The organism is Inquilinus sp. 2KB_23 (assembly GCF_052115705.1).
GTDB lineage: Bacteria > Pseudomonadota > Alphaproteobacteria > DSM-16000 > Inquilinaceae > Inquilinus > Inquilinus ginsengisoli_A.
This window is the reverse complement of record NZ_JBFRHF010000003.1, coordinates 40,532-63,979: the sequence shown is the minus strand read 5'-3', so window position 1 is coordinate 63,979 and position 23,448 is coordinate 40,532. Positions and strand designations below refer to the sequence as shown.

Below are 23,448 nucleotides of genomic sequence, written 5' to 3'. Positions count from 1 at the left end.
CGCTGGCCATGTGGCTTCCCTCAGGTGGGGTCGGGCAGGCGTCGTCCGCAACAGCGCTTGCCCGACCTCACACCCATTGTTCACGGCCCGCCGAGATTGGTGCTTAGACCACGCCCAAAATGGTGTATTGCCACATGCACCGTACAACCTATGGTTTATTCTCGGAAGGGTCCGTTGCGGCGTGTTCTGGATCCCCCTTCCGGGCAAACCGCAGCGGGTCCGTCCGGGGGTTCGGGCGGGTCACTTGCAAGGCGACCTGCCCGATCCTTCCCCTCCGTGAGAGCCCAGCGATTGCCGATTCCCACCCGCCGAGAGTAAAATCGTGACCGGAGACCCCGGGTGGTCGGAGAAGGCTGATGACCAGCCCCATGGAGGGCGGCTGCTTCTGCGGGGCAGTGCGGTACCGGCTGCTGTCGGCGCCGATGTTCGTGAATTGCTGCCATTGCCGCGACTGCCAGCGCCAGACCGGCAGCGCCTTCGTGGTCAACGCCCTGATCGAGACCGACCGGATCGCCCTGCTGTCGGGCCGGCCGGAGCCGGTCGCCATGCCCACCGATAGCGGCCGGCCGCACGACATCCACCGCTGCCCTGCCTGCCGCACGGCGCTGTGGAGCGACTATGGCGGCCGCCCCGCGCTGCGCTTCGTCCGCGTCGGCACGCTCGACGATCCCACGGCGCTGGCGCCGGACGCCCACATCTTCACCCGGTCGAAGCTGCCCTGGGTCGTGCTGCCCGAGGGCGCCCCCGCCTTCGAGATCTTCTACGACATCGAGACGCTGTGGCCGCAGCCGAGCCTGGAGCGCCGGCACGCCATCCTGGGCTGACCGTTCTCAGAGGAACACCGGCTGGGCGCCCTCGCCGAGCTGCCCGTGCGGCAGCGCCATCGTCGGGATCTCGCTGTCCGTCCGCGCCGCGGCGAAGACCAGGTCACCGCGCGCCGGCGTCCAGGCCTTGTCCTTGGCCAGCACCGTCGGGCGGTTGTCGGTGCGGCACAGCATCAGCGCGCCGGAGGGGTGCGCCCACTGGTCGAAACCGAGCAGGTCGGGAAACTCCCGCAGCGCTGCCTGCAGCATCCGCGCCGTACCCTCCGCCGCCAGCAGGCGCCGCGACAGGGTGTTGCGGTAGAGCTTCAGACCATCCCGTTCCCGGACTTCGCGTGTGACCGCCATTCCCGATCTCCTGTGACCGGACGGCGACTCCCTCGCCGATCCGACAAGATTGGAACATAATGCGAACACGCGTCGGAGTCCAGAAAAAAGAACAATTCAGGAACCGTCCGTTTCGTTCAAGCCGGGCGACGGCGGATCGGGCAGAATCCGGCGACATCACAGTGAGGCCCGCCATGTCCCTGCCCTCCCGCACCCTCAGCGTCTGGATCGATCGCGACCCCGACGCCGTCTACGGTTTCCTGGCCATCCCCGAAAACTTCATGAAATGGGCCAGCGGCCTGGCCGGATCGCTGCGGCACGACGGCGACGGCTGGGCCGCCGAGACGCCGGACGGGACCATGCGGGTGCGCTTCACCCCGCCCAACCCGTTCCGCATCGCCGACCATTGGGTGATCCCGCCCGCGGGCGCCGAGATCGCCATCCCGATGCGGGTGCTGGCCAATGACGGCGGCAGCGAGGTGACGCTGCACCTGTTCCGCCAGCCGGAGATGGACGACGCCAGATTCGCCGCCGATGCCGATTGGGTGGCGCGCGACCTGGCGACGCTGAAGCGCGTGCTGGAGTCTTGAGGCCGCCTCAGCCGAAGAAGCGGGCCGGGCGGAAGGTCGCCAGCTCGGGCCGCGTGATGCCGCGCGCGACCTCGTCGGCCACCGCCATCCCGAGGAAGGCCGCAAGGGTCACGCCGCTGTGGGTCACGGCGGCGTAGTAGCCCTGCACCTGCGGCAGCGGCCCGACGGCGGAATAGCCGTCGCGCGGGATGGCGCGGATGCCCAGGCGCACAGCCTCGGGTTCCACCGGGCCGATCGCCGGCAGGATGACGCGGGCGCGGCGGAGCAGGTCGCGCACCTCGGGCAGGTCGACACTGGGCCGCGGCGCCGCGGCGGGGTCGAATTCGGCGTCGTTGCGGCACACCAGCAGCCGCCCCGCCCCATCCGGCCGGATGTGGCAGTCCGGCGCCTGCAGCACGCGGTCGAGGCCGGTCGCCACCGGCGGCGTGAACACCAGCAGGCCGGCGGTCGGCGCCAGCGGGATGCGCAGGCCCGGCTCGAAGCCGGCATCGTCGGCCCAGCGCCCGGTGCAGTTAACCACGGCGTCGGCGAAATGGGCGGTGCCGTCGGCCGTGGTCACGCCGGTTGCCTTGCCGGCCCGCACATCCACCCGCGCCACCCGGGCGCCGATCACCACCCGGGCGCCGAGTCGTCCGGCCGCGGCCAGCATGGAATGGGCGTAGACCACCGGGTCGACCCAGCCCTCTTGCGGGAACCACGCCACCGGCGCGTCGCCGACCGCGGCGGGGTCGATGTCGGGCGCCAGCTCGCGCAGCTGCGCGGCCCCGATCCATTCGGCGGCATAGCCCCAGCCCTGCAGCCGCTCGACCCGCTGGCGCTGCTTCTCCCGGCCGGCCTCGTCCGCCCATTCCAGGCAGCCATTCTCATGCAGCCAGGGCGTGGCCGCGAACTCGTCGCGCAGCGCCCGATGCGCCTTCATGCCGGCGACGTTGAGGTCGTGGTAGGGCCGCGGCGCCTTGTCGTGCGCGTTGGTCCAGCAGAAGCTGGTGCCGGAGGTGCCGGCGCCGATCCGCGTCGCCTCCAGCACCGTCACCGACGCGCCCGCCTGGGCCAGCCGGAAGGCCACCGAGGCGCCGATGATGCCGGCGCCGATCACGATCACCGCTGCCATGGTCGTCCTTCCGTCCCCGCCTCAGCGATGCGCCGCATAGGCTTCCGGGTTCGGCGCGATGCCGAGCGCGTTGTTGATGCGGTTGCTGAAGTTGAAATAGGCGGCGACCGCGGCCGCCTCCAGGATTTCCGTGTCGGCCAGGCCGGCGGCGCGCAGCGGCGCGAGGTCCGCCTCCTCGATCTCGCCCGGCGCCCGGGTGATCTTCAGCACATAGTCGGCGATCGCCCGCTCACGTTTGCCCAGCTCGGCGTGGCGGTGGTTGACCTCGACCTTGCCGACCCACAGCGCATCGCCGGTGATCCGGCGCAGCTCCGCGGCATGGCCGAAGACGCAGGGCTGGCATCGGTTCTCGCTGCTGACCACCAGCGCGATCAGCTCACGCTCGCGGTCGCTCAAGGTCCCGTCGGGGTCGCGCATCACGGCGCGGCTCAGGCCCTCCTGCGCCACGAGCAGCGCCGGCTTGTGCGCCAGCAGCCGCTGGGTGGTCCTGACATAGCCGATGCGCGCCTCGGTCTGCGCGAACACCGCCTTGGCCGCGGCGTCGGCCCGCAGCACGCCGAGCTTCAGCCAGGACAGGGCCTTGGCGGCTGCCTTGCCGGGCTTCTTCTTCGCCTTCGCCATCCGATCCTCCCTGTTCAGAACCCGCTATCGGCGGGAATCCGGGCGGCGGCCGCGGCGCCGCCGGATGAGCAGACGTGGGTTGGGTTCGCGGATGCGAACCCAACCCAAGAAGCTCAATTCTTCTTCACATCCTCCAGGTAGAACCGCCCCAGCGGGGTCTGGCCGAAGCCTTCGATGTTCTTGCGCGAGACCGTGAGGTACGGGCTGTAATACAGGTCGATCCAGTTGACGTCGGCCTTGGCCATCTTCTGCAGATCGACATACATCGCCTCGCGCTTGGCCGGGTCGGTCTCGACCCGGGCCTTGGCCACCAGCGCCACCACCGCGTCGTTCTTGTAGCGGGTGTAGTAGTTCAGGTTGGCGTCGTAGCCGAGCACGAAGGTGGTCTTCTGGTCGGGGTCGATGATGTCGTTGGTCCAGTAGTTCATCGCCAGGTCGTAGTCGCCGGCGACCTCCATGTCCCAGCTCTGGCTCGGGTCGACCTTCTGCAGGTTGACGGTGATGCCGACCTTGGCCAGCTGCTGCTGCACCAGCACCGAGACCTGCTCGTCCACCGTGTCGCCGGTCTGGACCAGGTAGGTCAGGGTGACGTTGCCGACCCCGGCCTGCTTCAGCAGGGCCTTGGCCTTCTCCGGGTCGTAGGGCCGCGCCCCGTTGTCGTCGGTGTGGTACAGCGCGCCCTTGGGGATGTAGGAGTTGGCGACGCTGCCGATGCCGAAGGTCACGGTGTCGACGATCGACTTCTTGTCGATGGCGTAGTCGATCGCCTCGCGCACCTCGAGCTTGTCGAGCGGCGCATGCGAATGGTTGATCAGCAGGTGGTCCTCGCGGGTCGAGGGATCCTGGTGCATCGTCAGGTTCGGGTCCTTCTCCAGCTCCGCCACCTTGGCGAAGGGCACGAAGATGGCGCTGTCGATCTCGCCGGCCTGGACCTTCAGCATCCGGGTGTTGTCGTCCGGAATCGACAGCCATTCGACGCCGTCGAGGCTGACCTGGTCCGCCTGCCAGAAATTCGGGTTCTTCTTCAGCACCACCTTCTCGCCGCGGCGCCACTCCTCCATGGTGAAGGCGCCGGAGCCGATCGGCTTCTCGGCGAAGGCGTCCTCGCCCATCGCGGTCACCACCTTCCGCGGCAGCACCGCGGTGCCCGGCAGCGCCAGGCTGGCCAGGAACGGCGTCGCCGGCTGGGTCAGGGTGATCACCAGCGTGTGGTCGTCCTTGGCCTCGGCGGTCTTGATCACCTTGTAGTTGTCGGCGATCAGCGACCCCGGATTGTCGCGCGCCCGCAGCAGCGAGAAGGCGGCGTCATCAGCGGTGAGCGGCGAGCCGTCGGAGAACTTGGTGTCGCGCAGCTTCAGCGTGTAGACGGTGCCGTCGTCGGAGATGGTCCAGCTTTCGGCCAGGCCGGGGACCAGCTTGGTGCCGTCCTTGCTGACCCGGACCAGCACGTCATAGACGTTCGAGAACACCCAGTAGTCGACATTCTGCGAGGTCTTGATCGGGTCGAAGGTGGTGCCGTCCTCGCGCCGGGCGATGGTCAGCACGCCCGCCGCCTCGGCCATGGCGCCGCCGGCGACCAGCGCCGCCAGGAAGGCGGCCGAGAAGGCGCCGAGATGTCTCCTGCTGCTTCGTGTCATCGAAAAGCCTCCTGTGATTTGCTCCCCGCCTCAGGATCGGGCGGGGATTGCGGGATAGAGATGGCAGGCCGTGAAGCGGCCCTCGGCCGGGCGTAGCGCCGGTGGCAGCCCGGCCCGGCATTCCGGCATGGCGAAGCTGCAGCGCGGATGGAAGGCGCATCCCGGCGGCAGGTCCAGCGGGCTGGGCGGTTCGCCGCCCAGCAGCTCCGCCGGCAGCCGCCGGTCGGGATCAATCTCCGGGATCGCGCGGACCAGGGCCTGGGTGTAGGGGTGCTTCGGCGCGGCGAACACCGTCTCCGCCGCCCCCTCCTCCACGATCCGGCCGAGATACATCACCGCCACCCGGTCGCACAGCCGCCGCACCACGGCGAGGTCATGGGCGATGAAGATCAGCGCCAGGTTCATCCGGGCCTTAAGCTCGATCAGCAGGTTGATGATCTGGGCCTGGATCGAGACGTCGAGGGCGGCGACGCATTCATCGGCGATGATCAGCTTCGGCTCGACCGCCAGCGCCCGGGCGATGCCGACGCGCTGGCACTGGCCGCCGGACAGCGCGGCCGGGCGGCGTGACGCGTGTTCCGGCCGCAGCCCGACCAGGGTCAGCAGCTCGGCCACCCGCGCCGGGATCCGGTCGCGCGGCACCTTGCGGTGGACGCGCAGCACCTCGGCGACGGCCTCGCCCACGGTCATGCGCGGGTTCAGCGCGCCATAGGGGTCCTGGAAGATCATCGCGGTCTCGCGGCGCAGCCGGGCCAGCCCCTCGCGGCCGCCGGTCGCCACATCGGCGCCGCCGAAGCGGATGGCGCCGCCGGTGAGGTCGCCGAGGTGCAGGATGGCGCGGCCGAGCGTGGACTTGCCGCAGCCGGATTCGCCGACCAGGCCCAGCGCCTCGCCCGGCGCCAGGGTGAAGGAGACGCCGTTGACCGCCCGCACCAGCCGCGTCGGCCGGCCCGGCAGCGGCAGGCCCCCGGCGCGGAAATGGACCTCAAGGTCCTGGACGTCGAGCAGCGTCATGCCGCGTCCTCGATGATCCGATGGCAGGCGGCCATGTGGCCCGGCGCCGGCCAGGACGGCTCCGGCCGTTCCGCCGAACAGCGGGCGAAGGCCCGGTCGCAGCGCGGATGGAAGCGGCAGCCCGACGGCAGGTCGGCCAGGGACGGCGGCTGGCCGGGAATGAACGGCATCAGGCGGCCGGCTCCGGCGGACGCAGGCTGGCAGGCGATCAGCCGCGCGGTGTAGGGGTGGCGCGGCGCAGACAACACCGCCCGCTTGGTCCCGGTCTCGCACAGCGTGCCGCCATACATCACCGCGATGCGGTCGCAGGCCTGGGCCACCACGCCGAGATCATGGGTGATCAGGATGATGGCGAGGCCGCGCCGGTCGCGCAGGTCGAGCAGCAGCCGCAGGATCTGTGCCTGCACGGTGACGTCGAGCGCGGTGGTCGGCTCGTCCGCGATCAGGATCTCCGGGTCGCAGGCCAGGGCGGTCGCGATCATCGCCCGCTGGCGCATGCCGCCGGAGAATTCATGCGGGTAGTTGCCGGCCCGCCGCTCGGGGTCCGGGATGCCGACCTGGCGCAGCAGGTCCACCGCCGCCGCCCGCGCCTCGCGCCGCGACGCATCGCGGTGGAAGCGGATGCTTTCGGCGATCTGGTCGCCGATCCGCATCACCGGGTCGAGATGGCTGGACGGGTTCTGGAAGATCATGCCGATCTCGCCGCCGCGCACGCCGCGCAGCGCCGCCTCGTCCAGCCGCACCAGGTCGCGCCCCTTCAGCAGCACCGACCCGCCGGCGATGCGCAGGGATCCCGGCAGCAGCCCGATCAGGGCCCGGCAGGTGACGCTCTTGCCCGACCCGCTCTCGCCGACCAGCCCCAGCACCTCGCCCGCCTCGAGCGCGAAGGAGACGCGGTCGACCAGGGTGACCTCCCGCCCGGCCTGGGCCACGGCCACCGAGAGGTTGCGGACATCGAGCAGCGGCGCGGTCATTCCCGCACCCCGAGCCATTCGCCCAGCCCGTCGGCCAGCAGGCTGAAGCCGAGCGCGATCACCGCCAGCGCCACGCCGGGGAAGGCCGCGATCCACCAGGCCCGGATGATGAAGTTCTGGCTTTCCGACACCATCAGCCCCCATTCCGCCGTCGGCGGCTGGACCCCGAGGCCGAGATAGCTGATCGACGCGCCAAGCAGCATGGTCAGCACCACGTCGGACATCGAGAACACGATCGAACTGACCACGGCGTTCGGCAGGATGTGCCGGGTCATGATCCGGATGTGGCCGTAGCCCAGGCTGCGCGCGGCGGTGACGAAGTCGCTGGCCTTCAGCACCAGCACCTGGGCCCGCACCAGCCGGGCGTAGGACACCCAGCCGACCAGGGCCAGGGCGATGTAGAAGCTGACCAGCCCGGGGCCGAGGATGGCGATGATCGCCAGCATCAGCACCAGGAACGGGAAGGCCAGGACGATGTCGACGATGCGCATCACCACCATGTCGACCCAGCCGCCGAAATAGCCGGAGACGCAGCCGATCGCGGTGCCGAAGACGAAGGGGAAGAAGACGCCGATCACCCCCATCATCAGGTCGATCCGGGTGCCCCAGATCAGGCGGGACAGCACGTCGCGGCCGAAATTGTCGGTGCCGAGCGGATGGTCCAGCCCGGGCGGCAGCAGCGCGTTCGCCGTGTCCTGCGCGATCGGGTCGTAGGGCGCGATCCACGGCGCCAGCAGCGCCACCAGGACGAAGCCGGCGACCACGGCGGCGCCCCACCACAGCGCCCCGGGCAGCCGCGGCAGACGCAAGCGCAACCGAGCCGGTGAAGTACCGGCAACGGCGCTCACAGCTTCACCCGCGGGTCGATGGCGACGGTCAGGATGTCGGCCAGGAAGTTGACCGCGACGCTGGACACGGCGAAGGCCATCGCCACGCCCTGCACCACCATGTAGTCGCGGGTGAAGATGCCGCGCACCAGCAGCTGGCCCATGCCGGGGATCGAGAACACGTTCTCGATGATCACGGTGCCGCCGATCAGCCAGCCGATGTTGACCGCCAGCAGGTTGATGGTCGGCACGATGGCGTTGGGCACGACATGGCGCCAGAACACCATGCCCTCGGGCAGGCCGCGCGCCCGGGCGGCGGTGGCCTGGTCCGAGCGCAGCTCGGCGATCATCCCGGCCCGCAGCGTCCGGGTCAGCACCGCCGACAGCGCCAGGGCGATGGTCAGGCAGGGCAGCACCAGGTGGTGCAGCCGGTCGGCCCAGTCCTCGCCATAGCCCGCCACCGGGAACAGCCCGAGGGTCAGGCTGAACACGATGATCAGCATGATCCCGAGCCAGAACGGCGGCAGCCCGAGGCCGGTGGTGGAGACCACGCGGATGATATGGTCGGCCAGGCGGCCGCGGCGCCGGGCGGCGATCGCGGCGAAGGGCACCGCGATCAGCAGCGACAGCAGCACGCTGCCGAACACCAGGAAGAAAGTCGGTTCGATCCGTTCGACGATCAGCCCCAGCACCGGGATCTTGTACAGGATCGACCGGCCCATCTCGCCATGGGCCAGGTTCTGCAGGAAGTAGACGTATTGCGTCCACAGCGGTTCATCGAGCGCGAACTGGGCGCGGATCCGGGCAATGGCGTCGGGCGTGGCCTTGAAGCCGAGCAGCACCCGCGCCGGGTCGCCGGGAATCGAGCGGACGAGGACGAAGGTGATGATGCTGATGCCGAACAGCACCGGAATCAGCTGCAGCGGTCGGGTGAGGACGAAGCGGAAGCGATGCATCGCCGGTCAGTCCCCGCCCTGGCGGCGGCCAACGCAAATCCCGTCCCGCCGGTCCGGCGTGATCTCCATCCGTGCCTGCCCTGTCTCTTCTTTTCGCAACCGCGAGACGCTAGACCGATCGGATAAATCAGACAAGTCGGCCGACGGGGTGCGGCGATAACCTGCAGTTGAGGCGCAGCCCCCGGGTCCGGGGATCAGGATTTCCCGTAGGACGGCACCACGGCGCCGCGGGTGACCTGGTTGCGCGGCGAGGCCAGGAACAGGATGGTCGCCGCCACCTCCTCCACTTTCGCCCAGGCGGCGTGGTCGGCCTTGGGCATGGCGGCGCGGTTGGCCGGCGTGTCCATTGTCGAGGGCGCCACGGCGTTGACCAGGATGCCCTGCCCCGCCACCTCCTGCGCCAGGGCCACGGTCAGGGCGGCCAGCGCCGCCTTGGCCGCGGTGTAGGCGACCATGCCGGCGCCCTGGCGCCATTCCAGCGCCGGGCGGGAGGAGACGTTGACGATGCGGCCGCCGCCGGCGCCGCGCCCGATCGCGGCCACCGCGGCGCGGCAGCACAGGAAGCCGGTGACCAGGTTGGTGTCGAGCTGCTGCTGCAGCGCCGCCTTGTCGGTGTCGCCGATCGGCGCCATGGCGAAGCCGCCGGCGACATGGATCGACGCCCACAGCGCCGGCAGCGCCGCGTAGAACGCCGCCACCGCCGCCTCGTCGGTCAGGTCCGGCACCGGGGCCAGCACCACCCGGTCATGGCCGCGATGGGCGAAGCGGCGCGAATCCGTGAGGCTGCGGACCGGGATGTGGCAGGTGGCCCCGGCCTCCAGCAGCAGCCCGACCACGGCCGAGCCGAGCGCGCCGGTGCCGCCGGTGACCACGACGTGACGGTCCTGGAATTCCATGATGGTCTCCTCGCGCGACTGGGTCAGATCACCGACCCTACTGGATTATCACCATGCCTTCACCGTCATCGCTGGTCGATCCGGCTACCTCGCCACCGAGCTGATCCGAGCCCGTTCGAGAATTCGTCTGGCGTGAGTCGGCTGGTGGTGGTCTCGAGAACCGGCGCGCAGCGGACATGGTCGTCCGTGAGCACCGGAAGCGCAGAGACCGCCATCAGACGGCCGCGCCAGGCGAATTATCGGACAGGCTCCCGCCGATCCTCCAGGATCATGGCGGAAGCCTTCTCGGCGATCATGATGGTCGGCGAGTTGGTGTTGCCCGAGGTGATGGTCGGCATGATCGAGGCGTCGACCACGCGCAAGCCCGCCAGCCCGTGCACCCGCAGCCGTTCGTCGACCACCGCCAGCGGGTCCCGGCCCATCTTGCAGGTGCCGACCGGGTGGAAGATGGTGGTGGCGATGCGGCCGGCGGCCTCGGCCAGGTCGCCTTCGTCCTCCACCGCCGGGCCGGGCAGGACCTCCTCCGGCCGATACACAGCCAGCGCCGGCGCCGCGGCGATCCGCCGGGTCAGCCGGATGGCCTCGACCGCGACATGGCGGTCGGCCTCCTCAGACAGGTAGTTCGGGCGGATCGCCGGCGACGCGGTCGGGTCCGGGCTCTTGATCCGGACCGAGCCGCGGCTGTGCGGCCGCAGGTTGCACACCGAGGCGGTGAAGGCCGGGAAGGCGTGCAGCGGCTCGCCGAAGCGGTCGAGGCTGAGCGGCTGGACATGATATTCGAGGTTCGGCGTCTCCTGCGCCGGATCGCTGCGGGCGAAGGCGCCGAGCTGGCTGGGCGCCATGCTGAGGGGCCCGCTGCGCCGCAGGGCGTATTCCAGCCCCATGCCGAGCTTGCCGAGCAGCCGCCCCGCCCGCTCGTTCAGGGTCGGGACGCCGCTGACCTTGTAGATCAGGCGCAGCTGCAGATGGTCCTGCAGGTTCTCGCCCACCCCCGGCAGGTCGTGCATCGGCTGCACGTCATGCGCCGCCAGCAGGTCGGCCGGGCCGATGCCGGAATGCTGCAGGATCGCCGGCGAGCCGATGGCGCCGGCCGCCAGGATCACCTCGCCCGAGGCCGCGGCATAGGCCTCGGTGCCGTCCGGCCGGCGGAACACCACGCCGGCGGCGCGCTTGCCCTCGAGATGCAGCTTCAGCACCTGGGCGTGGGTCTCGACCCGGAGGTTGGGCCGCGACAGCGCCGGCTTCAGGAAGCCCTTGGCCGTGGTCCAGCGGATGCCGCGGCGCTGGTTGACCTGGAAGTAGCCGCAACCCTCGTTGTCGCCGGTGTTAAAATCCTCGGTCGGGCGGATGCCAGTCTCGGCCGCGGCCTGGCGGAACGCCTCCAGGATCTTCCAGGACAGGCGCTGCGGCTCGACCCGCCATTCGCCGCCGGCGCCATGGGCGGCCGAGGCGCCCTGCCAGTGGTCCTCGGATCTGCGGAACACCGGCAGCACATCGTCCCAGCCCCAGCCGGCATTGCCGAGCTGCCGCCACTGGTCGTAGTCGCGGGCCTGGCCGCGCATGTAGATCATGCCGTTGATGGCGGAGCAGCCGCCCAGCACCTTGCCGCGGGGATAGTTGATCGCCCGCCCCCCCAGCCCGGCCTCGTGCTCGGTCTTGAAGCACCAATCCAGGCGCGGGTCGCCATGGGTGTAGAGGTAGCCAACCGGGATGTGGATCCAGATGTGGTTGGCCTTGCCCCCGGCCTCGAGCAGCAGCACCGAGACCTTCGGGTCGGCCGACAGCCGGTTGGCCAGGACGCAGCCGGCCGAGCCGGCGCCGACGATGACATAGTCGAAACTTCCGATCGCCCTGGTCATCGACCGGTCGCTCTCATCACCGCCATCGCCAACTCCCCGATTCGCCTTGGTTTTTCGTCGTCTCCGACGATCTTCCTACAAGGCCGGGGATCGCACAATGAACAGCACGCGCCGCCACGCTCGACGCGCCGGGCGCCGCGCGTTAACCATAGCCATTCCCGGTCCGACACTCCGAAAGATCCTCGGCATGGCCAGTGACGTCGAAACCGTGACCGCCACCCCGGACTCGCCGCCGCGGCAGCGCATGGCGGCGCATCTGGCGGCGATCGGGCGCGGCCCCGGACGGTCGCGGCCACTGACCGAGGCCGAGGCGCAGGACGCCTTCGGCATCATCCTGTCCGGCGAGGCCGACCCGATGCAGGTCGGCGCCTTCCTGCTGCTGGAGCGCTATCGCGGCGAGACGGCGGCGGAGCTGGCCGGCATGATCCGGGCGGCGCGGGCGGTGGTGTCGGCGGCCCCGGCGACGCGGCCGGCGCTGGACTGGCCGTCCTACGCCGCCGGCAAGACCCGCGGCGCGCCCTGGTTCCTGCTGTCGGCCCTGCTGGTCGCCCGCGCCGGCCATCCCGTGCTGATGCACGGCGTCAACGTCCGGGTCACCGAGGGCATCGAGACCGAGGATGCGGTGCGCGCGCTGGGCCTGCCGGTGGCGGAGACCCCGCGCGAGGCGGCGAAGACGCTGGACGCCACCCGCTTCGCCTATCTGCCGCTGCGCGCGGTCAGCCGCACCCTGACCCAGCTGATGGAACTGCGGCCGGTGCTGGGCCTGCGCAGCCCGGTCAACTCGGCGGCGCGGCTGCTGAACCCGTTCGAGGCCAAGGCCAGCTTCGTCGGCGTGTTCCACCCGGCCTATCAGGATTTGCACCGCGACACGGCGCGGCTGTTGGGCCAGAGCGACCTCTGCGTGGTCAAGGGCGCCGGCGGCGAGGCCGAGCGCACGCCGCTGAAGGCGCTGTCGCTGCAGCGGCTGGTGGCCGGCGAGACGCTGGACGAGACGGTGGCGCCGATGCTGGGCGAAGGCCGCGGCGAGAAGGTGGCGCGCAGCGACCTCGACCACTGCCGCGCGGTGTGGACCGGCGCCGCTGAGGATGCGGTGGCCGAGGCGACCGTGATCGGCACCGCCGCCGTCGCCCTGGCCATCATCGCCGGCGACAGCGGCGACGCCGCGCATGCCCGGCATCTGGAGCGGGCAGCGACGCTGTGGCGGGAAAGGAATTCCCAGGCGTAGGTTGGGTTCTCGGCTGAAGACCCGGCCGCTCGCACCTACTCACCCCAGTTGTCATGCCACGGCTTGACCGTGGCATCCCGGGGCGGCCAGAGCGGCTCTTTGTGGCCCCTGGATTGCCCGGTCAAGCCGGGCAATGACAGTATAGGGAAGGTCGTCGTAAGGCGTGATTGGGTTCGCGCCTTGCGAATCCAACATCCGACCGATGCTCCGCCCTCAGTGGGTCGCAATACGGGCGCGCCAGATCTCCTCGAATTCCTCCTTTGTGATCTCCTCGGGGAGGAATTGGGGGGGCCGAGCCGATTTCCTTGAGTGTTGGCGCGGCCTCGAATCCCAGGCGCGTTCCTCCGATCTCCACGCCTTCCGCGGCATATCCCTTCGAGCCATCGGCGAAGATCTCGACCTTCCGCGTCTCCCTGCGGTTGCCGTCAAGTTCGGAAATCAGCCAGACGGGCTCATCTGGAAATGAATGAACCCACTGGACTCGAATGTAGCTCATAGGCTCCTCAAGCGTAGGTCGAGTTCGCGCCTTGCGAACCCAACATCCAACCGGTGCTCCGGCCCGTTAGGTTCGCGAACCGCGAACCCGACCTACGCGTGGCTTGCCTTCCACGCCGCGATCGTGTCGGTGATCAGCCGGTGGTCGTCCTCGTGCGGCAGGCCGGAGACGCCGATGACGCCGACCACCTGGGCGCCGATGCGGATCGGGAAGCCGCCGCCATGGTCGATCATCGGGGTGCGGACCGACGGGCTCTCGGCCAGGGTGCGGCCGCGCGCCTTGAGCCGGTGGTGCAGCCACAGGGTGCTGTGACCGAACTGACGGACGGCGGCAAACTTCAGATCAAGCCAGATTTGGTTGTCGGCCGAAGTTCCGTCGAGCGCGGCGGCGAACAGCACCCGGTCGGCGACCTGGATGCGGATGGCGATCGGCGCCGACGCGGCCTCGACCAGTGCCCGGCCGATCGCCCAGGCCTCGGCGAAGTCGAAGCGGTCGAAGGCCAGCCGCGTCTCCTCGGTCTCCAGCTCGGCGGTGCGGGCGGCGTGGTCGGTCATGGTCCCCTCCTCGGAATCAGGGGCCGATCCTGCCACAGGCTCGCCGGACTTGGGCACCCTCTCTGGCCGGCTACTTGATCCCGACCACCACCGAATAGGGGCCGACCAGGCTTTCCTGCCGGATGGAGGCGAAGCCGGCCTCGCGCAGCCAGCCGATGCAGTCCGCGCCGGTATAGTCGAAGCCGCCCGGCGTCTCGATCAGCATGTTCAGGCTCATCAGCAGGCCGGCCGCGTTCTCGCGCCGGTCATCGTCGATCATCCGGTCGTAGACGATCAGAGCCCCATCCTGCGGCAGCGCCGCATGGGCCTTGGCCACCAGCATCCGCTTCTCCTCCAGGTCCCAGTCGTGGAGGATGTGGCCCATCACCAGCACGTCGGCCGGGGGCATCGGCCCGCGCATGAAGTCGCCGTCGTGGAAGCGCACCCGGCCGGCCAGGCCGCGCTGCGCCACATAGGCCTCGAAGACCGGCCGCACCGGGGGCAGATCGAAACCGCCCGCCTCGAGATGGGGATGGGCGAGGGCGAGCTCGACCGGCACCGACCCCGCCGCGGCGCCGATGTCGATGACGCTGCGGTACCCGGCCCAGGGAAAGCGGGCGGCGAGCGCGTGCGCCAGCGGCAGGCTGACGCCGGTCATGGCGTTGAGGAAGCCGGCGACGCCCTCGGGGGTGGCATAGATCGCGGCGAAAGGGTCGCCGCCCGCCTTGGCCTCGTTCTGTGGCCGGCCCGTGCACAGCGCTTCGGTCAGGTTCCCCCAGGACGGGTAGAGCCGTCGGTTGGCCATCTCCAATATGCCGCCGACATAGGAGGGCTTGCCGCGGTCGAGATAGAGATCGGTCTCGGCGGTGTTGGCATAGGCGCCGTCGGTCCGGTCCAGGAGACGCAGCGCCACCAGCGCGTCGAAGAAGTCGCGCGCGCCGCGCGGATGCAGGCCGAGCCGCGTCCGCAGCGCCTCGGCGTCGAGCGGGCCGCCGGTCAGCACGGTGAACACCTCCAGCTCGACCGCGCTCAACAGGGTCTTCGAGGCCCAGAAGCCGAACCCCAGCTGCATGATGAGCTCGGGCGTGACCGGGGCCTGCCGGCCGGCGGGGGCTGCGGACATGATGGCTCCTTCCCAGGGCGTACACCATCATGACGATCGCCGGATCGAAGCGGCTGCGGCAATCCCCCGATTGGGGCCCCAATTGGGGGCCGTCGGCGGAGGGGAATCGCCGTCAGTCGCCGTCGCGCAGGGTGATCGAGCCGTCGTTCGCGCCGAGGACGCGGCAGACGACAGGGGAACGGGCGGTCATCGGCATCGAAACTTTCCTGTGGACCGGAGGCGCGGAAGAGTGCCTGAACGGCAGTGCCGGAGCGCCTTCAACCCATGGATCGCATGGGTGGTTCCAGACCGGCGCAGAGGCTGCGGCATCCCGGGCGATAGGACAACGATGCTAGGATGGAGCGGCACCGCAAAGGCGAGAGGAGAGTCGATGACCCGATCGAACCGCGAGGACATGCTTTGAGGCCGGAGGAGTTCGACCGGCTGCCGCCCCATCTCGACCCGCGCCGCGACGCCTGGCGCCCGGCGATCCGGCCGCTGCCGCCGGGTCGGGCGGTGGCCGCGATCGGCGATGTGCACGGCCATGCCGAACTGCTGGCGGCGCTGCACCGGCTGATCGCGGCGGAGTTCACCGCCCTGCCGGCCGGCACCGAATGCACCCTGATCCATCTCGGCGACCTGGTCGACCGCGGCCCGGAGAACCGGCGCGCCCTGGCCCTGGCGCGCGACGGCATCCCGGGCGCCGAGACCATCACCCTGCTGGGCAACCATGACGACCGCATGCTGTCGGTGCTGGACGACGCGGCCGACCGGACCGGGCTGGAGTTCTGGCTGACCTATGGCGGCGACACCGTTCTGGCCGAATGCGGCGTCACCGACATCCTGCACGGCGACTGGCGCGCCGCGGCACGGGCCGCGATCGGGGCGGAGGTGCTGGACTGGCTGCGCGGCTGCCCGGTCAGCCACCGCATCGGCGACCTGCTGTTCGTCCATGCCGGGATCGACCCCAGGCGCCCGCTGGCGGAGCAGGAGCGCGAGACGCTGCTGTGGATCCGCCGCCCGTTCCTGGACTGGCCCGGCGCCTTCCCCGAGAACGTCGCCGTGATCCACGGCCACACCCCGGCCGACCGGCTGGACCTGGACCACCCGCACCGCATCGATGTCGACACCGGCGCCTTCGCCACCGGCTGCCTGTCGGCCGTGCTGATCCACGGCGACCGGATGCGCGGGCTGCGGGTCTGGGCGCTGTGAGCTACTCCGGCTCGAGCGTGAACAGCTCCTGCGGGACGCGCACGCCGCGCAGCGCGTAGCGGCCGACCGAGACCAGCTTGGCCTCGGCCCCGCCCGCCGCCGCGGCGAAGGCGGCCGAGACCAGCATCGGCTGGTCGGCCGACCGGCACAGGTCGGCGATGCGGCTGGTCTCGTTCACCGCCGGGCCGACCACGGTGAAGTCCAGCCGGTTGGCGCTGCCGACATTGCCGAAGAAAACCTCGCCGATATGCAGCCCGGCATACATCTGCGTCACCGGCAGGCCTTCGGCCTCGCGGCGCGGATTGAGCTCCTCGATCGCGGCCTCCGCCCGGCGCACGGCCTCCAGCGCCGCCCGGCACGCCGCGGCGCGGCCGTCGGAGCCGTTGGCCTCCGTCCGGAAGATCGCCAGCACGCCGTCGCCGATCAGCTTCAGCACGTCGCCGCCCGCCTCCTGCACCGCCGAGATCACGGCGTCGGCATAGTCGTTGAGCAGCGGGATGATCTGCTCCGGCGCGGCGGTGTCGGTGATCTTGGTGTAGCCGCGCAGGTCGCTGAACCACAGCACGGCGTCGATGCGGTCGGCGACGCCGCGGGCGATCCGCCCGGACCACACGGAGTTGCAGGCGTCGCGGCCCAGATAGGTCTCCAGCAGCGTCGAGGCCATCCGCGCCAGGGTGATCGCCTTCATCGCCATGGCCAGGATCGGCATCAGGCGCAGCAGCGCCGCGATCTCCTCGTCGCTGAAGCCCCCCGGCTGGTCGGTGGTCCAGGCCGAGAACAGCCCGTCCCAATCGGCGATGGCGCCTTCGGCCTCGAAGCGGTTGAGGATGCCGACATAGTCGGTCATCCCCTCGTCCCGCGCCGTGGCCACGGCGGAGAACTCGGCCGCGCTCTCCGGCGTCACCCGCCGGCGCATCCATTCCTCGCCGGTCTCGATCAGCAGGAAGAACGGGCTGGCGCGCCACTTCTCCTCGCGCTCGTCGCTGTCGGTGCGGCCATAGCCGGTGAAGCTGGCCTCGGCCTCGCCGCGGCGCCAGCGCACGGCATTGCCCTCATAGACCGGATGCAGCGTGTCGATCACCAGCAGGCCGCTGGCGATCGGCAGGCCGGCGAAGACTGCGCGGGCGCAGAAGCCGGCCAGCAGCTGGGTCTCCAGCAGGCCGATCAGCCCGGCCTCGGTGATCCAGTTGGCCAGCGCGTCGAGTTTGGCGTCGTCCATCGGTCTTCCTCCGGCCATCGGCCGGGCGGCGTGCGTTGCCGCAGCATTACACCATTCCGGTGTAATGGCGCATCCGCTTCAAACCACCGGCGGCGCCGGGCCTCAGCGCCGCGCCAGCAGCATGGCGAGGCCGAAGCCCAGGCCGACCGCGGCGGCGGCGCCCGGGAGGACGAACAGCGCTTGCGCCACCGCCAGGTCGCTGCCCGGCGGCCCGAACGCCGCCACAAGCCCTGCGGCCAGGCCGGTCGCCGCCACGCCGCAGACGCAGGCCAGTGAAGACCCATCTGCCGGATCGGTGAGGCGGGACGACGAGGCCATGGTGAGATCCTCCGGGACAGCTGCGCCTGCCTGAAGTCTATCGCCTCCACGCGAATTGCCGGTATCGATCCGGTTCGTCTATCATCCTTCCGCATTCCGCAAGGATGAGCGCCCGCATGGACCGGTTCGAGGCGATGGCGGTGTTCGTGAAGGTGGCCGAGTCCGACAGCCTGTCGGCGGCGGCGCGCGGGCTCGGCCTGTCGCTGACCTCGGTCAGCCGCCAGATCACGGCGCTGGAACAGCGGCTGGGCACCCAGCTGGTGGTGCGCACCACCCGGCGGCTGGCCCTGACCGAGGAGGGCCGCCTGTACCACGCCCAGGCCCGGCGCATCCTGGCCGAGGTCGAGGAGGCGGAGCAGGCCCTGGCCGCTCAGCAGGCCGAACCGGCCGGCCGGCTGCATGTCGGGGCGCCGACGCTGATCGGCCGGCTGCGGCTGGCGCCGCTGCTGCCGGAGATCCTGGGGCGCCATCCCCGCCTGGATGTCGACCTTACATTGACCGATCGTCCGGTCAATCTGGTGGAGGACGGGATCGACGTGGCGATCCGCATCGGCCGGCAGCCGGATTCGAGCCTGATCGCGCGCCGGCTGGGCACCCTGCGCATGCAGGTCTGCGCCGCGCCCGGCTATCTCGCCCGCCGCGGCGCGCCGGCCACGCCCGCGGACCTGGCCGGGCATGACTGCCTGGTCTTCGCCGAGGCGCCCGGTGCCGCGTCCTGGCCGTTCCAGATGCCGGAGGGGCGGGTGATGGTCCCGGTATCCTCCCGGATCCGCGCCAACAGCCTGGATGCGGTGGTGGCGGCGGCGCTGGGCGGCGCCGGGCTGGTGCGGGCCCCGTCCTGGCAGCTGGCCGATGCCGTCGCCGCCGGCCGCCTGGTGCCGGTGCTGACCGGCTATGAGCGGCCGTCGACGCCGGTCCAGGCCCTGTTCCTGCCGAACCGGCTGCTGTCGCCGAAGATCCGGCTGTTCGTCGATTTCCTGGCCGAGCGCTGGGGCGGTGGGGAGTTCGGGCCAGGGACAGGCCCGGCCGCGTAGGTTCGGAGCGCTATCGGCGTGGGGCTCGGTTCGAGCCGTTACGGATTTCGTCGTCGTCGACCTCGACCCGGTCGATCATGGGTCGGATATGGGCTCCGCGTGTTGGGCAGTTGAGCTGACGGCGGCGTGGATTGCAGTGCAATGGCGAACGAGATTGGCATGCGAGGCGACGAACTGCTTGAGCGGTGTATCGATCGGGTAGAAGTAGATATTGGCGATGAAGCCGTAGATACCGGCGTCGATGCTGGTCGGCTTCGGCCCATACAGGTAGTCGGTCGCCGGAATGAGGTTTGCCAGCACCCGAAGATCCGCAAGCCCACGCGCATAGGCGGCAGCCGGAGCATAGCGGCCGATACCTTGGTAATAGTAGCGCTGAGAATTGAATTCCTGCGCCTTGCGCAGCCCGTCTTCCGTCAGGATCGGATGCTCCCGGCGCAGCGCATCGCGGAAGGCCGGCCAAAACTGCTCATCCTTCCAGCGTGAATAGGACATGACCCAATAGAGATCGTCGAGCATGCGCGTGATCAGATGGCCCGTGTCGCGCTGCGTGTCGCTTAGCCCATCATCGATGGCCAGACCATATTTGCGAATAAGGTGCCCGATGATCGCGTCGCTGTCACCGATCGCCTCGCCTTCGTCGATGATGTAGGGAAGTTGCCCGCGCGGGGCGGCCGAGGCGTCGAAAATGTGTTGATGGACGAATGGCAGGCCCGTCAATTTGAGGAACGCAAATACCTTGAGCCCGTAGCCATTGTTGTCGGCGACGCCGAAAAGTTCGGGGTAGGAAAAAAGAGTGATCATGGCGTCTCTCCGGACTGGCTCAGCGTAACCGACTCCGGGCGTTTGGTCAGCCGGGCTTTGGTGGGCCCCGCCCTACCCCTTCAGCCCGCGGCCGCGCACGCGGAAGCTGGCGCGGTACTGGGCCGGGGTGACGCCGAGGCGCTTGGCGAAGACGATGCGCATGCGGTCCGGGCTGCCGAAGCCGCAATCATAGGCCACGGCCTTGAGGGCGCGGTCGCTGCCCTCCAGCAGGTTGCGGGCGGCGTCGACCCGGGCGCGCTCGACGAACTCGTGCGGCGTCACCCCGGTCTCGTTCACGAACAGCCGGGCCAGGTTGCGCGCGCTCATGCCCGCCACCTCGGCCAGGGCGTCGACCGTGATGTCGGCCCCGATATGCTCCATGACATGGGCCTGCGCCCGGGCGATCGGCGACCCGTCATCGGCCGGCACGGTCAGGAACGGGCTGAACTGCGACTGGCCGCCCTGGCGCTGCGCCACCACCACCAGCCGCTTGGCGACCGCCAGCGCCACCGCGGGACCGTGATGCTCCTTCACCAGGGCCAGCGCCAGGTCGATCCCGGCGGTGACCCCGGCCGAGGTCACCAGCGCCCCGTCGCGCAGATAGATCCGATCGAAATCGACCTGCGCCTTGGGGAACAGCTGGGCCAGGCGCGGGGCGTTCTGCCAATGCGTCGTCACCCGCCTTCCGTCCAGCAGGCCGGCATGGCCGAAGGCGAAGGCGCCGGTGCAGATCGACCCGTGCAGCTCCGCCCGCGGCGCGGCGGCGGCCAGCCAGCGCGACAGGCGCGGGTCGGGCGCTCCCTCGGGCAGCCCCGGCCCGCCGGCGACCAGCACCATGGCGTAGGGGCCGTCGGCCTCGCCGAAGCTGCGGTCGGCGATCATCTGCATGCCGTTCGAGGCCCGCAGCGGCGCGGTGTCCGCCGCGACCAGCAGGGTCTCGTAGCGGTCCGCGGCGGCGATGAGGCCGTTGGCCTCGGCGAAGACGTCGACCGGCCCGGCGACATCCAGCGCCTGCACGCCGGGAAAGATGGCGACCGCGACGGTGCGCACCGGCATCCCTGACTCTCCCTATGGTCACCTCGACCCATCCCATGGCCGCAGCCCCGGCGGCAATGTCCGATTTGCGCGTGCCTTTGGCAGGAAGCGCCGCCCCCGCCGCGTTGAGGCGGGCCGCCCCGGGGCGCACATCAGAGACACGACCCCACCCCGACCAGGAGCCAAGACCATGACCGATGATATCGCCGGCATCCGCATCCCCGACAGCGCCATGGCGCGGGAGATCACCCAGCTGGTCCGCGACACCGAAAGCGACCTGCTGTTCCACCACTCGACCCGGGTCTACCTGTTCGGCGCCCTCACCGGGCAGCGCAAGGGGCTAAAGTTCGACCCCGAACTGCTCTATGCCGGCGCGATGTTCCACGACATGGGCCTGGTCGACGCCTATTCCAGCAAGGACCTGCGCTTCGAGGTCGACGGCGCCAATGTCGCCCGCGACTTCCTGCAGCGCCACGGCATCGGCCACGCCGACATCGACCTGGTGTGGGATTCGATCGCGCTGCACACCACCCCCGGCATCCCCGAGCACAAGCACCCGGTGGTGGCGCTGGTGACGGCGGGGGTCGAGATGGACGTGCTGGGCCTCGCCTTCCACGACTTCACGCAGGAGCAGCGCCGCCAGGTGGTGAACGCCCATCCGCGCGGCGACGGCTTCAAGAACGGCATCATCGACGCCTTCGCCCACGGCACCATCCACAAGCCGCACACCACCTTCGGCAATGTGAAGGCCGACGTCCTGGCGCTGCGCGACCCCAGCTACCAGCGCGTCAACTTCACCGACCTCATCCTGAACTCGGATTGGGACAGCTGAGGGGTCGCTCGCTCTCCAATCGTCATTGCGAGCGCAGCGAAGCAATCCATCGGGCCACTCGTGCGGGACCATGGATTGCTTCGTCGGCTTCGCCTCCTCGCAATGACGATGAGGGAATGCCGAAGAACCTTGCAGGCATGCGCCCGGCGGCCCATCCTTGCGGGATCATGACCGCGTCCGGATACAGCATCTGCCCTGCCGACCGGCTCGGCCGGTCGCTTCGCCAATGGCGGGCGCTGCGGCGGGTGAAGCAGAACCACGCCGCCGAGCTGCTGCGTGTGTCCCAGGCGATGGTGTCGCGCTGGGAGGCCGGGACCCAGGTCCCGACGATCGACGAGCAGGCACTGCTGCGGCGGCTGATGGCGGCCCGGCTGGACAGCGCCGCGGACCACGCTTTGGCCCGCCTGGTCGCCAGCTCGGGCGGCACCGCCCATCTGGTCTGCGACCTGACCCACCGGCTGCTGGCGGCGTCGCCGCAGCGCAGCCGCGACTGGGGCCTGCGCACGCCGGAGCTGATCGGCGTCTCGCTGTGGCCCTACGCCACGCCCGAGATCGCCGCCGCCGAACAGGCCCTGTCCGACCATGGCTGGTTCGAGCCCGATCCCCCGGCGATCGAGGTCGCGACCGGCGCCAACGATTCCCCGATCGTGCCGATCCGCCCGGGCCGGTTGCGCTGGACCCGGTTCCAGCTCTCCGACGGCGCCTTCGTCCGCCTGGCCGAGACCATCGCCTGAGAGACGGTCTCTGAGCCGATCCTGAATATCTTATTCCGCCGCCTCCACGAACGCGTCGCTAGGATCGGGCCATTCCTGACCCTGGAGCGACCATGCCGTCCCGAAGCGCCTGGCTGCCGATCGTCGTGATCTACATCGCCGGCGTGCTGGCCTCGGCCCAGCTGGGCAAGATGTCGGCGCTGCTGCCGCTGATGCGGCACGACCTGTCGCTCGACCTCACCACCGCGGCGCTGCTGGTGTCGCTGATCGAGATCGGCGGCGCCACGCTGGGGCTGTTCGCCGGCCTCGCCGTGCGGCGCGCCGGGCCGCGCAAAGCCCTGCTGGCCGGCCTCCTGCTGCTGGCCGTCGCCAGCGCCGGGATGAGCGCGACCTCGGCCGCGGCCGGCCTGTACCTGTGGCGGCTGGTCGAGGCCGCGGCCTATCTGGCGCTGGTGGTCGCCGCCCCGACCCTGGTGGTCGCGGTGGCCTCGACCGCCCAGCGGGCCACGGCGCTGGCGCTGTGGAGCACCTTCTTCCCGGTCGGCTTCGCCTGCGGCAGCGTGCTGGCCGGCGCCGCCGCCGACCTGGTGCCGTGGCGGATGGTGCTGCTGGGCAGCGGCGTCATCACCGCCCTGCTGCTGGTGCCGGCCTGGCGCCTGCCCGCCCCGCGCGATGGCGCCCGCAGCGACGGCCTGCATCCCCTGCAGGCCCCGGCCGGCGCCTGGCTGCTGGCGCTCGGCTTCGCCTGCTACACGGTGTTCGAGGTCGGCATGCTGGCGGTGCTGCCCTCCTACTTCGCCGGGCGCTACGGACTGGCGCCGTCCACCGCCGGCCTGGTCACCGGCGCGGCAGCGGGCGCCACCGTGCTGGGCGGCATCCTGGCCGCCTGGTGGATGCGCGGCAGCCGGCCGACCGGCGGGCTGATGGCGGTCGGCATCGCCGTGCCGGCGCTGCTGCTGTTCCTGGTCTTCGCGCCGCTCGACGAGGCCTGGGCCTGGCCGGCGGCCGCGGCGATCGCGCTGAACGCCCTGTCCGGCGTGGTCCCCGCCGTGGTCTTCGCCCGGCTGCCGGAGGTGGTGGGCCCGCGCGGCGACATGGCGACCGCGAACGGCCTGCTGGCCCAGGGCGGCGCCTCCGGCTCGCTGCTGGGCCCGCCTCTCCTGGCCGGTGCCGCGACCCAATGGGGCTGGACGGCGGCGGCCGGGGCCGGGCTGGCGGCGTCGCTGCTGTGCCTGGCGCTGCTGGCCATGGCGGCCCAGGCGCACGCCACCTGGTCGGTCAGCCGCCGCTGATCG

At 70.6% G+C, this 23,448-nt stretch carries 25 protein-coding genes; 8 read left to right on the top strand and 17 right to left on the bottom strand.

Translation table 11 applies throughout. The features are described 5' to 3' along the window. Positions 1–356: 356 nt before the first annotated feature. Complete coding sequence (locus AB4112_RS04455; protein ID WP_441717339.1) at positions 357–824, top strand: GFA family protein; 468 nt, start codon at positions 357–359, stop codon at positions 822–824. Positions 825–830: 6 nt separating this feature from the next. Here AB4112_RS04455 and AB4112_RS04450 read toward each other — a convergent pair whose 3' ends face one another. Next, the gene (locus AB4112_RS04450) at positions 831–1,169 is read right to left on the bottom strand and encodes a hypothetical protein (RefSeq protein ID WP_441717337.1); all 339 of its coding nucleotides are present in this window, start codon (positions 1,167–1,169) and stop codon (positions 831–833) included. 173 nt (positions 1,170–1,342) lie between these two features. Here AB4112_RS04450 and AB4112_RS04445 point away from each other — a divergent pair, with 173 nt between their 5' ends. After that, a complete protein-coding gene (locus tag AB4112_RS04445; protein WP_441717335.1) occupies positions 1,343–1,738 on the top strand; it encodes a hypothetical protein in 396 nt (131 codons plus the stop codon). A gap of 7 nt (positions 1,739–1,745) precedes the next feature. Here the strand turns inward: AB4112_RS04445 and AB4112_RS04440 are convergent, their stop codons facing one another. The 9 genes from AB4112_RS04440 to AB4112_RS04400 form a co-directional block, all read right to left on the bottom strand. Then, positions 1,746–2,849 carry an NAD(P)/FAD-dependent oxidoreductase gene (locus AB4112_RS04440; protein ID WP_441717333.1) on the bottom strand — a complete coding sequence of 368 codons (1,104 nt, stop codon included), beginning with the start codon at positions 2,847–2,849 and terminating at the stop codon, positions 1,746–1,748. Between the two features lie 21 nt (positions 2,850–2,870). Beyond that, on the bottom strand, positions 2,871–3,470 hold the full coding sequence (locus AB4112_RS04435) for a peroxidase-related enzyme (protein ID WP_441717331.1): 600 nt from the start codon (positions 3,468–3,470) through the stop codon (positions 2,871–2,873). A gap of 113 nt (positions 3,471–3,583) precedes the next feature. Further along, positions 3,584–5,107 (bottom strand): ABC transporter substrate-binding protein, encoded by a 1,524-nt coding sequence (locus tag AB4112_RS04430; protein WP_441717329.1) that lies wholly within the window; start codon positions 5,105–5,107, stop codon positions 3,584–3,586. 30 nt (positions 5,108–5,137) lie between these two features. Continuing rightward, on the bottom strand, positions 5,138–6,121 hold the full coding sequence (locus AB4112_RS04425) for an ABC transporter ATP-binding protein (protein ID WP_441717327.1): 984 nt from the start codon (positions 6,119–6,121) through the stop codon (positions 5,138–5,140). Continuing rightward, entirely contained in the window at positions 6,118–7,095 is a 978-nt protein-coding gene (locus AB4112_RS04420) for an ABC transporter ATP-binding protein (protein WP_441717325.1), read from the bottom strand. The genes AB4112_RS04425 and AB4112_RS04420 overlap by 4 nt, the downstream gene beginning before the upstream one ends. Further along, complete coding sequence (locus AB4112_RS04415) at positions 7,092–7,904, bottom strand: ABC transporter permease (protein WP_441717323.1); 813 nt, start codon at positions 7,902–7,904, stop codon at positions 7,092–7,094. Before AB4112_RS04415 ends, AB4112_RS04420 begins: the two co-directional genes overlap by 4 nt. A gap of 35 nt (positions 7,905–7,939) precedes the next feature. Beyond that, positions 7,940–8,878, bottom strand: a complete 939-nt coding sequence (locus AB4112_RS04410) for an ABC transporter permease (protein WP_309794109.1) — start codon at positions 8,876–8,878, stop codon at positions 7,940–7,942. 194 nt (positions 8,879–9,072) lie between these two features. Continuing rightward, positions 9,073–9,774 carry an SDR family NAD(P)-dependent oxidoreductase gene (locus AB4112_RS04405; RefSeq protein WP_441717321.1) on the bottom strand — a complete coding sequence of 234 codons (702 nt, stop codon included), beginning with the start codon at positions 9,772–9,774 and terminating at the stop codon, positions 9,073–9,075. A gap of 236 nt (positions 9,775–10,010) precedes the next feature. Beyond that, on the bottom strand, positions 10,011–11,633 hold the full coding sequence (locus AB4112_RS04400; RefSeq protein WP_441717320.1) for a GMC family oxidoreductase: 1,623 nt from the start codon (positions 11,631–11,633) through the stop codon (positions 10,011–10,013). A gap of 187 nt (positions 11,634–11,820) precedes the next feature. On the opposite strand from AB4112_RS04400, the gene AB4112_RS04395 reads away from it, so the two are divergent. Further along, positions 11,821–12,858, top strand: a complete 1,038-nt coding sequence (locus AB4112_RS04395) for a glycosyl transferase family protein (RefSeq protein ID WP_441717318.1) — start codon at positions 11,821–11,823, stop codon at positions 12,856–12,858. Between the two features lie 121 nt (positions 12,859–12,979). Here AB4112_RS04395 and AB4112_RS04390 read toward each other — a convergent pair whose 3' ends face one another. The 3 genes from AB4112_RS04390 to AB4112_RS04380 all read right to left on the bottom strand — a co-directional run bounded on the left by AB4112_RS04390 (position 12,980) and on the right by AB4112_RS04380 (position 15,010). Further along, on the bottom strand, positions 12,980–13,354 hold the full coding sequence (locus AB4112_RS04390) for a DUF6881 domain-containing protein (RefSeq protein WP_441717316.1): 375 nt from the start codon (positions 13,352–13,354) through the stop codon (positions 12,980–12,982). 92 nt (positions 13,355–13,446) lie between these two features. Next, positions 13,447–13,908 carry a heme-binding protein gene (locus AB4112_RS04385; protein ID WP_441717314.1) on the bottom strand — a complete coding sequence of 154 codons (462 nt, stop codon included), beginning with the start codon at positions 13,906–13,908 and terminating at the stop codon, positions 13,447–13,449. A 70-nt stretch (positions 13,909–13,978) separates the two neighbouring features. After that, positions 13,979–15,010: a methyltransferase gene (locus tag AB4112_RS04380; RefSeq protein ID WP_441717312.1), complete on the bottom strand. Its 1,032-nt coding sequence runs from the start codon at positions 15,008–15,010 to the stop codon at positions 13,979–13,981. Between the two features lie 399 nt (positions 15,011–15,409). Between AB4112_RS04380 and AB4112_RS04375 the strand changes: the two genes are divergently transcribed. After that, on the top strand, positions 15,410–16,201 hold the full coding sequence (locus AB4112_RS04375; protein ID WP_309794118.1) for a metallophosphoesterase: 792 nt from the start codon (positions 15,410–15,412) through the stop codon (positions 16,199–16,201). Position 16,202: 1 nt separating this feature from the next. On the opposite strand, the gene AB4112_RS04370 is transcribed toward AB4112_RS04375, so the two are convergent. Both AB4112_RS04370 and AB4112_RS04365 read right to left on the bottom strand, forming a co-directional pair. Further along, positions 16,203–17,420, bottom strand: coding sequence for an adenylate/guanylate cyclase domain-containing protein (locus AB4112_RS04370; protein ID WP_309794120.1), 1,218 nt, complete (start codon positions 17,418–17,420; stop codon positions 16,203–16,205). Between the two features lie 102 nt (positions 17,421–17,522). Next, complete coding sequence (locus tag AB4112_RS04365; RefSeq protein WP_309794121.1) at positions 17,523–17,738, bottom strand: hypothetical protein; 216 nt, start codon at positions 17,736–17,738, stop codon at positions 17,523–17,525. Positions 17,739–17,854: 116 nt separating this feature from the next. On the opposite strand from AB4112_RS04365, the gene AB4112_RS04360 reads away from it, so the two are divergent. Further along, on the top strand, positions 17,855–18,772 hold the full coding sequence (locus AB4112_RS04360) for a LysR family transcriptional regulator (protein WP_309794123.1): 918 nt from the start codon (positions 17,855–17,857) through the stop codon (positions 18,770–18,772). Positions 18,773–18,847: 75 nt separating this feature from the next. Here the strand turns inward: AB4112_RS04360 and AB4112_RS04355 are convergent, their stop codons facing one another. Next, positions 18,848–19,573 (bottom strand): glutathione S-transferase family protein, encoded by a 726-nt coding sequence (locus tag AB4112_RS04355; protein WP_309794125.1) that lies wholly within the window; start codon positions 19,571–19,573, stop codon positions 18,848–18,850. 72 nt (positions 19,574–19,645) lie between these two features. Then, a complete protein-coding gene (locus tag AB4112_RS04350; RefSeq protein WP_309794126.1) occupies positions 19,646–20,629 on the bottom strand; it encodes a GlxA family transcriptional regulator in 984 nt (327 codons plus the stop codon). 169 nt (positions 20,630–20,798) lie between these two features. Between AB4112_RS04350 and AB4112_RS04345 the strand changes: the two genes are divergently transcribed. The 3 genes from AB4112_RS04345 to AB4112_RS04335 all read left to right on the top strand — a co-directional run bounded on the left by AB4112_RS04345 (position 20,799) and on the right by AB4112_RS04335 (position 23,445). After that, positions 20,799–21,440, top strand: coding sequence for an HD domain-containing protein (locus AB4112_RS04345; RefSeq protein ID WP_309794128.1), 642 nt, complete (start codon positions 20,799–20,801; stop codon positions 21,438–21,440). A gap of 167 nt (positions 21,441–21,607) precedes the next feature. After that, a complete protein-coding gene (locus tag AB4112_RS04340; RefSeq protein WP_309794129.1) occupies positions 21,608–22,174 on the top strand; it encodes a helix-turn-helix domain-containing protein in 567 nt (188 codons plus the stop codon). 92 nt (positions 22,175–22,266) lie between these two features. Continuing rightward, a complete protein-coding gene (locus tag AB4112_RS04335) occupies positions 22,267–23,445 on the top strand; it encodes an MFS transporter (protein ID WP_309794130.1) in 1,179 nt (392 codons plus the stop codon). Positions 23,446–23,448 lie beyond the last annotated feature (3 nt).

Excerpts from the sequence above, each read along its gene's own strand:
- AB4112_RS04455 (WP_441717339.1), top strand. The coding sequence starts at position 357 with ATGACCAGCCCCATGGAGGGCGGCTGCTTCTGCGGGGCAGTGCGGTAC.
- AB4112_RS04450 (WP_441717337.1), bottom strand. The coding sequence starts at position 1,169 with ATGGCGGTCACACGCGAAGTCCGGGAACGGGATGGTCTGAAGCTCTAC.
- AB4112_RS04445 (WP_441717335.1), top strand. The coding sequence starts at position 1,343 with ATGTCCCTGCCCTCCCGCACCCTCAGCGTCTGGATCGATCGCGACCCC.
- AB4112_RS04440 (WP_441717333.1), bottom strand. The coding sequence starts at position 2,849 with ATGGCAGCGGTGATCGTGATCGGCGCCGGCATCATCGGCGCCTCGGTG.
- AB4112_RS04435 (WP_441717331.1), bottom strand. The coding sequence starts at position 3,470 with ATGGCGAAGGCGAAGAAGAAGCCCGGCAAGGCAGCCGCCAAGGCCCTG.
- AB4112_RS04430 (WP_441717329.1), bottom strand. The coding sequence starts at position 5,107 with ATGACACGAAGCAGCAGGAGACATCTCGGCGCCTTCTCGGCCGCCTTC.
- AB4112_RS04425 (WP_441717327.1), bottom strand. The coding sequence starts at position 6,121 with ATGACGCTGCTCGACGTCCAGGACCTTGAGGTCCATTTCCGCGCCGGG.
- AB4112_RS04420 (WP_441717325.1), bottom strand. The coding sequence starts at position 7,095 with ATGACCGCGCCGCTGCTCGATGTCCGCAACCTCTCGGTGGCCGTGGCC.
- AB4112_RS04410 (WP_309794109.1), bottom strand. The coding sequence starts at position 8,878 with ATGCATCGCTTCCGCTTCGTCCTCACCCGACCGCTGCAGCTGATTCCG.
- AB4112_RS04405 (WP_441717321.1), bottom strand. The coding sequence starts at position 9,774 with ATGGAATTCCAGGACCGTCACGTCGTGGTCACCGGCGGCACCGGCGCG.
- AB4112_RS04400 (WP_441717320.1), bottom strand. The coding sequence starts at position 11,633 with ATGACCAGGGCGATCGGAAGTTTCGACTATGTCATCGTCGGCGCCGGC.
- AB4112_RS04395 (WP_441717318.1), top strand. The coding sequence starts at position 11,821 with ATGGCCAGTGACGTCGAAACCGTGACCGCCACCCCGGACTCGCCGCCG.
- AB4112_RS04390 (WP_441717316.1), bottom strand. The coding sequence starts at position 13,354 with ATGAGCTACATTCGAGTCCAGTGGGTTCATTCATTTCCAGATGAGCCC.
- AB4112_RS04385 (WP_441717314.1), bottom strand. The coding sequence starts at position 13,908 with ATGACCGACCACGCCGCCCGCACCGCCGAGCTGGAGACCGAGGAGACG.
- AB4112_RS04380 (WP_441717312.1), bottom strand. The coding sequence starts at position 15,010 with ATGTCCGCAGCCCCCGCCGGCCGGCAGGCCCCGGTCACGCCCGAGCTC.
- AB4112_RS04370 (WP_309794120.1), bottom strand. The coding sequence starts at position 17,420 with ATGGACGACGCCAAACTCGACGCGCTGGCCAACTGGATCACCGAGGCC.
- AB4112_RS04365 (WP_309794121.1), bottom strand. The coding sequence starts at position 17,738 with ATGGCCTCGTCGTCCCGCCTCACCGATCCGGCAGATGGGTCTTCACTG.
- AB4112_RS04360 (WP_309794123.1), top strand. The coding sequence starts at position 17,855 with ATGGACCGGTTCGAGGCGATGGCGGTGTTCGTGAAGGTGGCCGAGTCC.
- AB4112_RS04355 (WP_309794125.1), bottom strand. The coding sequence starts at position 19,573 with ATGATCACTCTTTTTTCCTACCCCGAACTTTTCGGCGTCGCCGACAAC.
- AB4112_RS04350 (WP_309794126.1), bottom strand. The coding sequence starts at position 20,629 with ATGCCGGTGCGCACCGTCGCGGTCGCCATCTTTCCCGGCGTGCAGGCG.
- AB4112_RS04345 (WP_309794128.1), top strand. The coding sequence starts at position 20,799 with ATGACCGATGATATCGCCGGCATCCGCATCCCCGACAGCGCCATGGCG.
- AB4112_RS04340 (WP_309794129.1), top strand. The coding sequence starts at position 21,608 with ATGACCGCGTCCGGATACAGCATCTGCCCTGCCGACCGGCTCGGCCGG.
- AB4112_RS04335 (WP_309794130.1), top strand. The coding sequence starts at position 22,267 with ATGCCGTCCCGAAGCGCCTGGCTGCCGATCGTCGTGATCTACATCGCC.